The sequence below is a fragment of the Microbacterium sp. HA-8 genome (assembly GCF_046111165.1).
Lineage (GTDB): Bacteria > Actinomycetota > Actinomycetes > Actinomycetales > Microbacteriaceae > Microbacterium.
The window spans coordinates 2,343,846-2,357,180 of sequence record NZ_CP162025.1; the positions used below are offsets into that span (position 1 = coordinate 2,343,846).

Sequence of the window (13,335 nt, forward strand, 5' to 3'; positions counted from 1 at the left end):
GCGGGGCGCGCCATCGGCGGACCGCGTGCGGAAGGTGGGACTTGAACCCACACGCCCGGAGGCACAGGAACCTAAATCCTGCGTGTCTGCCAATTCCACCACTCCCGCGAGTGCGCTCATTCTATCCGCAGGCCGCTCCGGCGAACCGGGCACCGACCTGTGGATAATTCCGCGGGCCGTCGGCGCCCGATTGGCAGGATGAGCCCGTGATCAGCGCCTCGCCCCCGCACCCCGGTCCCGAGTCGTCCGTCGCGTCGCGCGTCCGCGACCGCCTGCGGAGGGAGGGGATCGATCCTTCGCACGATCCGCTCACCGCCGAGCTGCTCGCGCGCACCGAGGTGCGGCGCCACAACGATCTCGCCCCGGGCCGCGGCGTGCCATTGATCGCGGATGAAGACGCCTGCGTGCGCGGCGTGATCGCACAGGTCGCGGGTCTCGGGCCTCTGCAGCACTATCTCGACGACCCCGGTATCGAGGAGATCTGGGTCAACGCTCCCGACCGGGTCTTCGTCGCCCGGCGCGGCGTGGCCGAGCGGGTGGCCGTGTCGCTCACCGACGCGCAGGTGCGCGACATCGTCGAGCGGATGCTCCAGTCGACGGGGCGGCGGGTGGACCTGAGTCAGCCCTTCGTCGACGCCTCGCTGCCGGATGGCTCGCGAGTGCACGTCGCCATTCCTGACATCACCCGCCGCCACTGGGCCGTCAACATCCGTAAGTTCACGCCGGCCTATCGCGATCTGGCAGCCCTCGTCGAGCTCGGATCGCTGCGAGAGGCGGATGCCGTCCGCCTTCGCGCCGCCGTGGCGGCGGGTTCCAGCATCCTGGTCTCGGGTCCCACCCATGCGGGCAAGACCACCCTGCTCGCCGCGCTCGTCGCGGCGAGCCCGCCCCATCACCGCATCATCACGGTCGAGGAGACCTTCGAGCTGGGTGTCGAGGTTCCCGACATCGTCGCCCTCCAGGGCCGGCAGCCGAGCCTGGAGGGCACCGGAGAGGTGTCGCTGCGGCGGCTGATCAAGGAGGCGCTGCGCATGCGTCCCGATCGGCTGGTGGTGGGCGAGGTGAGGGATGCCGAGGCTCTGGATCTGGTCCTTGCGCTGAACACCGGGGTGCCCGGTACCGCGTCGATACACGCGAACTCAGCTGCGGACGCGCTGGCGAAGCTCGCGGCGCTGCCTCTGCTGGCGGGACGCAACATCGACGCAGGGTTCGTTCTCCCCGCGATCGCATCCTCGATCGACCTCGTCGTGCACTGTGCGAGGGACGATCGCGGGCGTCGCTTCGTCTCGGAGATCGCGCAACCAACCGGTCAGGTCTCCGACGGCGTCGTCGAGGTGCGGTTGGTCCACGCCGGAGCGGCGAGATGATCCTCCTGCTCGGCGCGTGCCTGGCAGCCGGGCTTCTGCTCGTGCTCTCGCCGTGGTGGTGGCCGAAGCGCACGCGCACAGCCGAACGCCGGGCGCCGGCATCCCGCCGCAACGGCCTGGTGCGACTGCTCGAGGAGGCCGGGTTCTCCGGCGCGCGGCCACGGTCCGTCATCGCCGCGTCGTCGCTCGGCGCGCTGTTTGCGGGCTCGATCGTGTGGATCATTTTCGGGGTGCCGGTCATCGCGCTCGCGGCGGCCATGACAGCAGCGTCGGCTCCGGTGCTGTGGCTGCGCGCGCGGCGTGGTCGATTGGCGCGTTCACGACGAGCTCTGTGGCCCGATGTCTGCGATCACCTGATCGCCTCGGTGCGAGCGGGTGCGGGGCTTGCCGACGCCGTCGCGAGCCTGCGGACGAACGCACCCGAGCCGCTGCGGCCGGCCTTCGACGGCTTCGCACGCGACATCCACGCCTCCGGCCACTTCGATTCCAGCGCGGAACGACTCAAGGTCGTCCTCGCCGATCCCGTCGCAGACCGCATCGTCGAGACGCTGCGGATGGCGCGGCAGGTGGGCGGCACCGAGTTGACGGCGGTGCTGCGTGCCCTCGGAGCGTCGGTTCGCGCCGAAGCCCACCTGCGTGCGGAGGTCGACGCCCGCCAGTCCTGGATCCGCGGCGCCGCGGGGCTGGGGGTCATCGCACCGTGGGTGATCCTCGCGATGCTCTCCCTGCGTCCGGAGGGTGCGCAGGCGTACTCGAGTCCGGAGGGCATCGTCGTCGTCCTGACCGGCGGCGCGATCTCGGTGCTCGCCTATCGTCTGATGATCCGCATCGGCCGGCTGCCCGAGCCTCGGCGGTGGTTCGCGTGACCGGTCCGTTCACCGCAGCCGCGTTCGCGGTCGTTCTCGGCGGCGGTCTCGGACTCGGGCTCTGGTGCCTGCTCACGCTGTCGCCTCGATGGAGCGCGCCGGGCCTCGCGGACCGCGTCGCACCGTATGTGCGCGACGTGGCCGACCCGCGCGGGATCACACCGCTGGGGCGGCCGGCCGGCGGCGGGATGCTGTCGTGGCGCACCGCGGCCGAGGCGCTCGCCGCGAGGATGGGGCGGGCGGTCGGAGGGTCGGAGGTCATCGCGCGCCGCCTCGCCCAGGCCGGCGATGCGAGGGGCGTGGAGTCCTTCCGCGGCCGTCAGCTGTGGTGGACGGTGGCGGGGCTCGCCCTGGGATCGATCGCGGTGATCGCGCTGGCGCTAGCGGGCAGGATGAGCCCCGCGCTCGTCGTCGTGCCCCCGATCGCCGCGCTCGCGGCCGCGGCGCTGTGCGATCTGCGTCTTCAGTCCCGGGCGAGAGCGCGAGCATCGCGACTGCATGATCAACTTCCGGCGGTTCTGGAGTTCCTCAGTCTGTGCCTCGCCGCCGGCGAGGGCCTTCGTGATGCGCTGCGTCGTGTGGCTGGTGTGTCGTCGGGCGAGCTCACGGACGAACTGCGCACGGTCGTGCTCGATGTGGGCACGGGGTCCTCGCTCGCGGAGGCCCTGCGCGAGCTCGACGAGCGTGCGCAGCTTCCTGCGCTCTCGCGCGCCGTCGATCAGCTCGTCGGTGCGATGGAGCGCGGCGCACCGCTGGCGCACGTTCTGCAGGCCCAGGCGCACGACGCCCGCGAGGAAGCCAGGCGCAGCCTCATCGAGCGCGCCGGTCGCGCCGAGATCGCGATGCTCGTCCCGCTGGTCTTCCTGATCCTTCCCCTGTCGGTGCTCTTCGCCGTCTACCCCGGTGTCGTCCTGCTGAGGCTGGGGCTCGGATGAGCGCACACGCGGCATCACGGCTTTCGCAACCACACCCGATCGAAAGGACACCCTATGACCCTTCTGCTGACGAGGTCCGCGCGACTGCGCACCCGATTCGCCGAGCTGTCGGCCGACGATCGGGGGGATGTGCCGGGGTGGGTGTTGATCACGCTCATGACCGCCGGTCTCGTCGTCGTCATCTGGGCCCTGGCGGGTCCGGCGCTCGCGCAGCTGTTCGAGCAGGCGATCTCGAGCGTCGGCGCGATCTGACCGCGACCGATCCGGCCCGCGACCGGGGGTCGGGCACCGTGGAGTTCCTCTTCGTCGCGCTTGTGCTCACGGCGCTCACCCTCGGGGTGCTTCAGCTCGGCGTCGCCGTCTACGTGCGCAACGTCGTCCACGACGCCGCAGTCGAGGGGGCCTACGTGGCAGCCCTCGCCGATGCGGCACCCTCCGAGGGGATCGCACGCACGCGCCAGATCATCGAGCGCTCGGTCGGCGAGGCGTTCGCGGAGCACGTCTCGGTCGTCGAGAGCTCCGCACTCGGCCACCCGACGGTCGAGGTGAGGGTCGTGGGGGCGCTGCCGGTGCTCGGGATGCTGGGGGTCTCCGGCGCCCTGGAGGTGGTGGCGCATGCCCCGCGCGAATCGCTCGGCTGACGCCGGATCGGCCACGGACACGGGCTCCGCCGCCCTCGAGTTCGTGCTCGCGGGGGTGCTGCTGCTCGTGCCGCTGGTATATCTCGTGCTCGCGCTCGGTCAGATCCAGGCCCATGCGCTCGGCGCCGAATCCGGTGCTCGTCATATCGCCCGCGCCATCGCGTCGGCGAGCGGCCCGGCCGCGGCCGACGCACGCGCGCAGGCGGTTCTCGCCGCGACCATCGCCGAGTACGACCTGGCGCCGGACAGCGTGCGCGTGACGCTCTCCTGCGTGCCCGCGACCGCGACCTGCCCGGAAGCCGGCGGCACAGTCGTCGTGACCGTCAGCGCCCGCGCGCGACTGCCGCTCGTCCCCGGTGTGCTGGGGCTCGACCGCGTCGCCAGCGTTCCCGTGGAGGCGAGCGCCGCGCAGCGGGTCTCACGATTCTGGGGTGCGGGATGATGCGGAACAGAGACGATGACAGCGGCAGCATCCTCATCCTCACCCTGGGGTACGCGCTGCTCGCCCTGGCCCTCATCGTCGTGTGCGCCAACGCGACGAGTCTGCATCTCGCGCAGAAGCGGCTGGATGCGCTGGCGGATGCCGCTGCCCTCGCGGGCGCGAACGGATTCACGCTCACCCTGGAGGGAGAGGATCCTCGTGCCCGGCTGACCGACGAAGGCGTACGCGTTCAGGCGCAGGAGATCGTCCGCGTCGCGGGAGAGGGTGCGACCCTGGTCTCCGCCGTCACTCCGGATGGCCTCTCCGCGCGAGCCACGGTGGCGACGCGGTGGAAGCCCATCCTGGTCTCGGCCTTCGTTCCCGACGGCGTCGCGCTGTCGGCGACCGCGACGAGCCGCACGGCGCTGCGCTGACCCCGCGGGCGGACCTCAGCGCGCGCGGGGCACGAACCGCGGCACCCAGCGCACGAAGCCCGCCGCGCCGAGCAGGCCGATCGCCCCGACGATGCCCACGGCGCCCGGCAGCGACCAGGCAGCCGTCACCGCGGAGACGAGCAAGGGGGTGGTCGCGCCGCCGGCATCGGTGAGCGTGCGCCACGAGCCCAGGAACGGCGCCGGATCGGCGCGAGGTGCGAGGTCTGCGCCGAGAGTGAGCAGGATGCCGCTGGAGAGCCCGTTGCCGACGGCCAGCACCATCGCGAACGCGGCGAACCACACCGCGGCGCTCTCGCCGTCATGGGTGAATGCGAGCGCGAGGAACCCCGAGCCCATCAGCACCATGGCCGGGAGCGCTGCCCAGAGCCGGCCGAAGCGGTCCATGACCTGCCCGCTCGCGTAGAAGAGGGCAAAATCGATCGCGCCCGAGATGCCGATGATGAGGGCGAGCGTCTGCGCGTCGACTCCGATGGAGAGTCCCCAGAGCGGCAGCACGAGCTGGCGGGCGGACCGCACCGCCGACAGTGACGCCGCCGCCAGGCCCACGCGCGCCAGCACGCCGCGGAAGAGCCACATCGTGCGGAACACCCCGACGGGGGCCGCCGTGGGGATGCCCCCCGTGACGGGCTCGCCGGTGTCTTCGGCGATCTCGGCCGGATCGGCCGAGACGGTGTGTTCACGCGGCGCGACCGCCGTCTCGGGATCGGGGCCGAGCATCACGAGCAGGATGCAGGCGATCAGGCACGCCCCGAAGAACCACAGAGCGCTGTGCTCGTCGCCGAACAGCCAGAGCAGCAGAGCCGCCGCGAACGGGCCGATGAACATGCCGAGCCGGAACGTCCCGCCCAACAGCGACAGTGCCCGTGCGCGGTACGCGAGCGGGACACGGGTCGCCATGAACGAGTGACGCGCCAGGCCGAACGCCGCGGCGCAGACCCCGATGAGCAGGACGGATGCTGCCAGCACGCCGATGTGCGGAGCCCACAGCATCCCGGCGACCCCGACAAGCGCGATCATTCCCGCGATGCCCATCGTGAGCCGCTCGCCGATGCGGGAGACGGCCCAGCCGGCGGGGATGTTTCCCATCAACTGGCCGACGACGAGGGCGGACGCGACGAGCCCGGCGACGGCCAGGCTGGCACCGAGCTCGGCGGCCAGCAACGGCAGCAGCGGTAGCATCGCGCCCTCGCCGAGGGCGAACAGCACGGTCGGCCCATAGATCATCGGCGCGAGCCGGCCGATGATCGTGCCCACCCCCGGCCCGGAGTCGGGGGCGGGGGAGGAATGGGACACGAGTATCCACGTTAGTCTGGACTGTCATGCTCGACTTCGATCCTTCCGCCGAGATCCAGGCGCTGCGCGCCACCTTCGCCGACATCAAGGCGGTGGTCGACGTCGACGCGCTGCGCGCGGAGATCGCCCGCCTGAGTGAGGCCGCCGGCGCCCCCGACCTGTGGGACGACCCCGAGGCCGCGCAGAAGGTGACGAGCGCGCTGAGCCACCGTCAGTCCGAGCTTGCGCGTGTCGAAGCCGTCGAGCGTCGCCTGGACGACCTCGAAGTGCTCGTCGAGCTCGCGATCGAGATGGACGACGAGGAATCCGCCGAGGAAGCCCGCCGCGAGCTTGCGACGCTCGAGAAGACGGTCGGCGATCTCGAGGTCCAGACGCTGCTGGACGGGGAGTACGACGCCAGGTCGGCGGTCGTGACGATCCGCTCCGGCGCCGGCGGCGACGACGCCACCGACTTCGCCGAGATGCTCATGCGCATGTATCTGCGGTGGGCCGAGCGGCACAAGTACCCCGTCAAGGTCATGGACACCTCGTTCGCCGAAGGTGCGGGCATCAAATCGGCGACCTTCGAGGTGGACGCCCCCTACGCGTACGGCACGCTCTCGGTCGAAGCCGGCACCCATCGCCTCGCGCGCATCAGCCCCTTCGGCTCGGCCGACAAGCGGCAGACGTCGTTCGCCGCGGTCGAGGTGATCCCCGTCATGGAGGAGGCCGTCGAGGTCGAGGTGCCCGAGGGCGACATCCGCGTCGACGTCTTCCGCTCGTCGGGCCCGGGCGGTCAGTCGGTCAACACGACCGACTCCGCCGTGCGCATCACGCACATCCCGACAGGCATCGTCGTGTCGATGCAGAACGAGAAGTCGCAGATCCAGAACCGCGCGGCGGCAATGCGCGTGCTGCAGACCCGCCTCATGCTGCTGCAGCGCGAAGAGGAGGCGGCGAAGAAGAAGGAGCTCGCCGGTGTGATCACCGCGAGCTGGGGCGACCAGATGCGGTCCTACTTCCTCTATGGGCAGCAGCTGGTGAAAGACCTGCGCACGGGCTACGAGGTCGGCAACCCCGCGGTCGTCTTCGACGGCGACCTCGACGGGTTCATCGCCGCGGGGATCCGCTGGCGCAAGCGTCCCGACGAGGACTGACGCGCAGCATCCGCCCGGGATGCTCCCTGCCGGGTGTCGCTCGGGGGAGTCGGCGCCCACGCGCTTAGGCTTCAGAAGCCATGATCCGGTTCGACAGCGTCACGAAAACCTACCGGGGCTCCTCGAAGCCCGGGCTCAGCGGGGTCGACTTCGAGGTCAAGCGCGGCGAGTTCGTCTTCCTCGTCGGACCCTCGGGTTCGGGAAAATCGACGTGCCTGCGCCTGATCCTGCGCGAGGACGGCCCGACCACGGGTCGTGTCGTCGTGCTGGGTCGCGACCTCACGACCCTGTCCAACCGCAAGGTGCCGTACTTCCGGCGCCACGTGGGGGCGGTGTTCCAGGATTTTCGGCTGCTGCCCTCCAAGACCGTGTTCCAGAACGTCGCGTTCACGCTGCAGGTCACGGGGGCCTCGCGCGGCTTCATCCACCAGGCCGTCCCCGAGGCTCTCGAGCTCGTCGGGCTCGCCGGCAAGGAGAAGCGCCTGCCGCACGAGCTGTCGGGCGGTGAGCAGCAGCGTGTCGCGATCGCCCGCGCGATCGTCAACCGGCCCCAGGTCCTGCTCGCCGACGAGCCCACCGGAAACCTCGACCCCGCCACCTCGATCGGCATCATGCAGCTGCTCGCGCGCATCAACGCGGGCGGTACGACGGTGTTGATGGCCACACACGAGGCGGGATTCGTCGATCAGATGCAGCGTCGTGTGATCGAACTCGCGCACGGCGAGATCGTGCGCGACGAAGTGCACGGTGGGTACGGCGACACGTCGGGTCTGCCGAGCCTCGCCCCCGAGAAACCGCGCGGCGCCGAGGCGATCGCGGCTCTCACAGCCGTGCTCGAGCTGCAGCAGCGCGTCGCCGCGGGCGATGCGCCGCCGGCGACCGGCGAGGTGCCGCTGTTCACCCCGGATGTCGAGCCCGAGCCCCCCGTTGCGGCCGCCGCCGCGGAGGAGCGGATCATCGCCTCCTCGGTCATCCCGGACGCCGACGCTCTCGCCGTCGCGAACGCCGCCGTGTCGGCCGTCGCGGGGCAGGCCGCCGCCGCCGTCAGCCCGCCGCCCGTCGAGGTCGAGGGCGAGGGCGAGGGTGACGATGCACCGCGCGTGTCGCTGACCGGGCCGATCGAGATCGAACTGCCCGAGTTGCCCGAGGTCGGCGTCGCCGACCGTCTGGGGTTGGGCGAGAAGGACGAGGACGACACCGTGGGGCCGACCTCGTGAGGGCGCAGCTGATCCTGGCCGAGGCCCTCACGGGACTGCGGCGCAACGCGTCGATGGTGATCTCGGTGGTGCTCGTGACGTTCGTCTCGCTCACCTTCGTCGGCGCTGCGATGCTCATGCAGATGCAGATCGGCAAGATGCAGGACTTCTGGGTCGATCGCGCCCAGGTGGCCGTGTACATGTGCACCTCGATCTCGACGACGCCGACGTGTGTGGACGGCGTCGCCACACCCGAGCAGATCGACGAGGTGCGGGCCGCCCTCGAGTCCGATGCGCTGGCCCCGCTCGTGCAGCAGACGCGTTTCGAGACCCGCGACGAGGCCTACGCCAACCTCATCACGCAGATGGGTGAGGACTACGCGAGCGTCATCGCCCCCGAGCAGATGAACGAGACCTTCTGGATCAACCTGGTCGACCAGTCCCAGTCCGACGTGCTGATCGAGGCCTTCAGCGGCATGAACGGCGTCGAAGAGGTGGCAGACCAGCTGCAATACCTCGATCCGCTGTTCCAGGCGCTCACCGTCGCGACGTACATCGCGGTCGGGATCGCGGCGCTCATGCTGATCGCGGCGGTGCTGCTGATCGCGACGACGATCCGGCTCTCGGCCTACGCGCGCAGGCGTGAGCTCGGCATCATGCGCCTCGTGGGAGCATCCAACCGCTTCATCCAGACCCCGTTCATCCTCGAGGGTGTGCTGGCTGCGCTGCTCGGCTCAGGTCTTGCGAGCGTCGCCGTGTGGGCGGGACTCGAGTTCGGCGTCGACGGCTACCTGCGCGATCGCGTCGCATTCATCACGACGTGGGTCGGAGCGGGCGAGCTCGCGATCGTGATCCCGGTCATGATCGTGGTCGGGGTAGTGCTCGCGGCGCTCTCGGCGGGCTTCGCGATCCGGCGCTGGCTGCGCGCCTGACCCGGCGCGGCCCCTGCCCGTCGACCCGCCTGGGAGTGCCTGTGCTGATAGGCTGAGCGGCTGCCGTGCGCCCGCGCGGCGAGAGATCGGGAGGTCATCGTGGTCAAGGAACGCGGGGAGAAGGTCATCGCGACCAACCGTCGCGCGCGCCATGAGTACACGATCGACAAGACCTACGAAGCGGGCATGGTGCTGACCGGCACCGAGGTCAAGTCGCTGCGTCAGGGGCGCGCCAACCTCTCCGACGGGTACGCGTACGTCGACGGCGGCGAGATCTTCCTCGACTCGGTGCACATCCCCGAGTACTCGCAGGGCCACTGGACCAATCACGCCACCAAGCGCGTACGCAAGCTTCTGCTGCACAAAGACGAGATCGTCAAGATCTCGCACGCCGTCTCGGCGGGCGGGTACACCCTGATCCCTCTCAAGCTGTACTTCTCGGACGGTCGCGCCAAGGTCGAGATCGCCGTCGCCAAGGGCAAGCACGAGTGGGACAAGCGACAGACCCTGCGCGAGCGTCAGGACAAGCGCGAGGCCGAGCGCGCCATGCGCAGCCGCAACCGTCTGGGCGACTAGTCCGACGCGGGCATGCTCTCGGTCGCCGGAGCGGTGACGGCCACGGCGCGGTCGGTGAAGGCCTGCCGGGGAACGAACGCGAGCGCCACCGCTGCCACGAGCGCCGTCGCCCCGCACACCACCCACACGGTCACGTATCCGGCGAACGAACCCGCCGTGCCCTCTGCTGCCGCGCCGGTCGCTCCCTGCAGTAGCGCGATGCCGAACACGCACGAGGCGATCGCGCCTCCGACCGTCTTGACGGAATTCGTCAGCCCCGTCGCGACGCCGGTCTGGGTCGCGGGTGCGGCGGAGGCCGCCGCCGCGGGCAGCGCCGCCACGAGTGCTCCTGAGCCGAGTCCCACGACGACCATGTTGGTGATCACCTGAGCGTAGGTGTCGTGGAAGGGCAGGAACAGCAGAAAGCCGATCCCGACGAGCGTCGATGCGCCCATCAGCGTCCGGCGCGGCGTGGCGAGGCGCGCGACGAGGGGAAAGAGCAGGGCGCCGGCGATCATCGCAACCAGGTACACCCCGATGATGAGGGATGTCGCGAAGCCGGCCGTGCCGAGCCCGTACCCGTAGACGGCCGGGTCGGTGCGGGCGAACGTCGACAGGGGCGCCTGGGCGCCCAGCACGCTCACACCGAACAGACCGGCGGTGAGGAACACGGGGCCGAGGGCGGGGGAGCGGAACATGCGCACATCGATCAGCGGATCGCTCTGCCGCAGCTCCCACCGGGCGAACGGCACGACAAGCACCAGCCCCAGCGCCACCAGACCCCACGACAGCGGGTCGGCGACGCCGTTCAGGCGCAGAAAACTGAGGCCACCGGTGAATGCGATCAGGGCGAGGGAGATCAGCACGAGGCCGACGGTGTCGAAGCGTCCGCCCACCGGATCCGGCGACTCGTCGACGCCGAGCCAGATCACGAAGAAGCACGCGACGACCGCGAGGGCGGGAATGAGCAGCACGACCTGCAAGGGCAGGGCGTCGATGAGCGCGCCGCCCGCCAGCGCACCCGTGATCGCCCCGGCCTCGAGGGCGGCCACGAGCAGGCCCGCCGCCCTGGCGGTGATGACCGAACGTCCCGGCATGCCTCGCGAACGCGACCAGATCAGCGCGATCTCCAGCGGCAGCCACACGACATAGAACCCCTGCAGGGCCCACGCGATGAGGAAGACGGCGAAGGAGTCGGTGAAGGGCAGGACGAGGGATGCTGCCGCGGTCAGCGCCGTCGACACCAGCAGCATCCGCTTGTGCCCGACCATGTCGCCGAGTTTCGCGAAAGCGGGCACGACGAGCGCCGAGAGCATCAGCTGGGAGCCCTCGAGCCAGTTGACGTCCGCGTCGTGGATGCCGAGGTGCCGCGCGATGTCGGTGAGCATCGGCGTGTAGTAGCCCTGCAGGATGCCGCTGGTGAACTCCACGAAGGCGAGGAACCCGACGACGCCGGCGAGGGTGCCGAGGGTGACGCGGGTGCGGATCGAGTCGCTCACGCGGGCAGTCCTTTCAGCAGGGCGCGGTGGAAGAGCACGCCGCGCTCGAGTGAGGAGATCTCGACGCGCTCGTCGACGCCGTGGATCGCCGCGCGCTGTGCCTTGGACATGCGCAGTGGCGCGAAACGGTACACGGCGGGGCTGAAGCGGTGGAAGTACCGGGAGTCGGTCGCGGCCATCATGACGTACGGCACCGTGCGGGCTTCGGGATAGGAGGCCGCCACCGCGGCGGCGACGAGGGCGAAGGGGGCACCGTCGGTCGGCGACTCCGGCGAGGGCTCGCTCGCTTCGACCACCTCGACCGTGACCGCTCGATCCGCGATGCGTCGCCGGAGGCGGCGGACGGTTCCGGCGACGGTCTCGCCGAGGGCGATCCGCAGGTTGAGGGTCGCTGTCGCGGACGCGGGCAGCACGTTGTCGGCGGTGCCGCCGGCCTGCAGAGTGGCCGCGACCGTCGTGCGGACGAGCGCGGCCGGTTCGCCGCCCACCGCGGCGAATACGTGCGCCGTGAGGCGGGGCATCCGGGCGAGTGCGCGCAGAATGTGGCGCGCGATTCCGGTGCTCTGTTCGGCGAAGAGCGACAGCATCCGTGTGATGGCGTGCGGCGTGCGCGCGGGAAAGGTGCTCGGTGCCAGGCGGTCGACGGCGCGGGCGATGCGGCCGATCGCGGTGCGGCGCGGAGGCGCGGAGGCATGGCCGCCGTCGCCGCGCGCGGAGAGCCGGATCGTGGCGACGCCCTTCTCGCCGACACCGACCATCGCCGCTCGGCCTCCGACGAAGGGCAGGGGGGCGTCGACCACCGCGCCGCCCTCGTCGAGCACGATCCACGGCGTGATCCCCCGCTGCCGGAACGTATCGGCGATGGCGCGTGCGGCGGCGCCGTGGCTCTCTTCGTTGCCGCCGAAGCAGAGGTAGACGTCGCGGGCGGGGACAAAACCCTCGGCCAGGAGGGTCTCGACGGCGTCGAGAAGGACCACCATCGGCCCCTTGTCATCGAGCGCGCCCCGTCCGAACACCCAGCCGTCCTCGATCACGCCATCGAACGGGGCATGAGTCCAGCCCTCGGCGTGGGGGTCATCGCCCACCGGCACGACGTCGTAGTGGGCCATCAGCACCGCGGGATCCGTGTCCGGCCCGGTGCCGGGCAGACGGTAGAGCAGACCGAGATCGGTGATGCGCTCGCGTTCGCACCGCTCGTGCACGAGCGGGTACAGCTCGGCCACAAGTGCCTCGAACTCTCGGAACGGCTGCAGACCCCGCAGATCGATCTCGGCGCTGACGGTGGGCAGCCGGATCATGCGGGAGAGCCGCTGCGCCAGGGCGGGCGGGGCGGCGCGAGGAGCGTCTGACACGTCTCAGCGCGCCGCGAAGCGGCCCTCGACGCCCGCGGTGACGATGATGGGCTGCGGTTGCAGGTCGATGCCGGGACCTGTGCCCGCGGCATCCGAACTCATCATCGCGGCTCGCATCATGCGCGGTGCCGCCTGCGGAGGAGTCTCGGCGCGGGTGAGCAGGCCGGTGTCGGCGATCTCGAGGGGCGTCACACCCCCGCGGTCGATCGCCGTGGCGTACGCGGTCGCCCGAGACACGGCGATTCGCACGGCCTCGGCGGCGACCTCGGCCTCGACCGCGCGGCGCGTGGCGGGCGTGAGCTGCCACACCACGGTGTGCACCTGCACACCCTCGCGCTCGGAGACGGCGGTGAGCCACCACGAGAGCGCCGCGAAGTCGGAGAAGGAGGCGGAGAAGGAGACGGAGGCGTGGTGGACCGGAGCGAGCTGCTTGCCCTCGTTGTTCCACGGTCGCTCCGACCAGACCGCCGCGCGCTCGCTCGACCATTCGGCGACATCGCCGTCGGCCTGGCGTCGGGAGAGCTCGTCCCGTACCGGCGCGGCCAGAGCGGCGATGCGCTCGACGACGGGACCCCGCGAGGGGCCCTCGCAGCGCACGGAGATGTCGGCGATGCCGAGTTCGGGAGCCACCCGGGTCTCGTGCTCGCCGCGGACGGTGATGATGACCTCGCTCATGGCCGAGAGCCT

The 13,335-nt window shown here is 70.9% G+C and carries 15 protein-coding genes and 1 tRNA gene; 11 read left to right on the plus strand and 5 right to left on the minus strand.

What is annotated here, in order from left to right; all coding sequences use genetic code 11:
* Positions 1–26 precede the first annotated feature (26 nt).
* Positions 27–108, minus strand: a tRNA-Leu gene (locus AB2L57_RS11205).
* Positions 109–206: 98 nt separating this feature from the next.
* Between AB2L57_RS11205 and AB2L57_RS11210 the strand changes: the two genes are divergently transcribed.
* From AB2L57_RS11210 to AB2L57_RS11240, 7 genes are read left to right on the plus strand one after another with little or no spacing between them, the layout of a single operon-like run.
* The gene (locus AB2L57_RS11210; protein ID WP_409047117.1) at positions 207–1,367 is read left to right on the plus strand and encodes a CpaF family protein; all 1,161 of its coding nucleotides are present in this window, start codon (positions 207–209) and stop codon (positions 1,365–1,367) included.
* Positions 1,364–2,233, plus strand: coding sequence for a type II secretion system F family protein (locus tag AB2L57_RS11215; protein ID WP_409047118.1), 870 nt, complete (start codon positions 1,364–1,366; stop codon positions 2,231–2,233). Before AB2L57_RS11210 ends, AB2L57_RS11215 begins: the two co-directional genes overlap by 4 nt.
* Positions 2,230–3,168: a type II secretion system F family protein gene (locus AB2L57_RS11220; RefSeq protein ID WP_409047119.1), complete on the plus strand. Its 939-nt coding sequence runs from the start codon at positions 2,230–2,232 to the stop codon at positions 3,166–3,168. The genes AB2L57_RS11215 and AB2L57_RS11220 overlap by 4 nt, the downstream gene beginning before the upstream one ends.
* 54 nt (positions 3,169–3,222) lie before the next feature.
* Positions 3,223–3,420 (plus strand): hypothetical protein, encoded by a 198-nt coding sequence (locus tag AB2L57_RS11225; RefSeq protein WP_292811117.1) that lies wholly within the window; start codon positions 3,223–3,225, stop codon positions 3,418–3,420.
* A 38-nt stretch (positions 3,421–3,458) separates the two neighbouring features.
* Complete coding sequence (locus AB2L57_RS11230; RefSeq protein ID WP_292811115.1) at positions 3,459–3,809, plus strand: TadE/TadG family type IV pilus assembly protein; 351 nt, start codon at positions 3,459–3,461, stop codon at positions 3,807–3,809.
* Complete coding sequence (locus AB2L57_RS11235) at positions 3,784–4,251, plus strand: TadE family protein (protein WP_409047120.1); 468 nt, start codon at positions 3,784–3,786, stop codon at positions 4,249–4,251. Before AB2L57_RS11230 ends, AB2L57_RS11235 begins: the two co-directional genes overlap by 26 nt.
* The gene (locus tag AB2L57_RS11240) at positions 4,248–4,664 is read left to right on the plus strand and encodes a pilus assembly protein TadG-related protein (RefSeq protein ID WP_409047121.1); all 417 of its coding nucleotides are present in this window, start codon (positions 4,248–4,250) and stop codon (positions 4,662–4,664) included. The genes AB2L57_RS11235 and AB2L57_RS11240 overlap by 4 nt, the downstream gene beginning before the upstream one ends.
* Before the next feature lie 15 nt (positions 4,665–4,679).
* Here the strand turns inward: AB2L57_RS11240 and AB2L57_RS11245 are convergent, their stop codons facing one another.
* Positions 4,680–5,909, minus strand: coding sequence for an MFS transporter (locus AB2L57_RS11245; RefSeq protein ID WP_292811141.1), 1,230 nt, complete (start codon positions 5,907–5,909; stop codon positions 4,680–4,682).
* A 95-nt stretch (positions 5,910–6,004) separates the two neighbouring features.
* Here AB2L57_RS11245 and prfB point away from each other — a divergent pair, with 95 nt between their 5' ends.
* The 4 genes from prfB (at position 6,005) to smpB (ending at position 9,818) form a co-directional block, all read left to right on the plus strand.
* Positions 6,005–7,114, plus strand: coding sequence for a peptide chain release factor 2 (prfB, locus tag AB2L57_RS11250; RefSeq protein ID WP_292811110.1), 1,110 nt, complete (start codon positions 6,005–6,007; stop codon positions 7,112–7,114).
* 80 nt (positions 7,115–7,194) lie between these two features.
* A complete protein-coding gene (gene ftsE, locus AB2L57_RS11255; RefSeq protein WP_409047122.1) occupies positions 7,195–8,331 on the plus strand; it encodes a cell division ATP-binding protein FtsE in 1,137 nt (378 codons plus the stop codon).
* A complete protein-coding gene (gene ftsX / locus AB2L57_RS11260) occupies positions 8,328–9,242 on the plus strand; it encodes a permease-like cell division protein FtsX (RefSeq protein ID WP_409047123.1) in 915 nt (304 codons plus the stop codon). The genes ftsE and ftsX overlap by 4 nt, the downstream gene beginning before the upstream one ends.
* A gap of 99 nt (positions 9,243–9,341) precedes the next feature.
* Positions 9,342–9,818, plus strand: coding sequence for an SsrA-binding protein SmpB (gene smpB, locus AB2L57_RS11265; RefSeq protein WP_292811104.1), 477 nt, complete (start codon positions 9,342–9,344; stop codon positions 9,816–9,818).
* Here the strand turns inward: smpB and AB2L57_RS11270 are convergent.
* The 3 genes from AB2L57_RS11270 to AB2L57_RS11280 are packed head-to-tail and all read right to left on the minus strand — an operon-like array spanning position 9,815 to position 13,323.
* Positions 9,815–11,296, minus strand: coding sequence for an MFS transporter (locus AB2L57_RS11270; RefSeq protein WP_409047124.1), 1,482 nt, complete (start codon positions 11,294–11,296; stop codon positions 9,815–9,817). The two genes, smpB and AB2L57_RS11270, sit on opposite strands and share 4 nt — an antisense overlap.
* Positions 11,293–12,648, minus strand: coding sequence for a M20/M25/M40 family metallo-hydrolase (locus tag AB2L57_RS11275; protein WP_292811100.1), 1,356 nt, complete (start codon positions 12,646–12,648; stop codon positions 11,293–11,295). The genes AB2L57_RS11270 and AB2L57_RS11275 overlap by 4 nt, the downstream gene beginning before the upstream one ends.
* A gap of 3 nt (positions 12,649–12,651) precedes the next feature.
* Entirely contained in the window at positions 12,652–13,323 is a 672-nt protein-coding gene (locus AB2L57_RS11280; protein ID WP_292811098.1) for an SIMPL domain-containing protein, read from the minus strand.
* Positions 13,324–13,335: the final 12 nt, after the last annotated feature.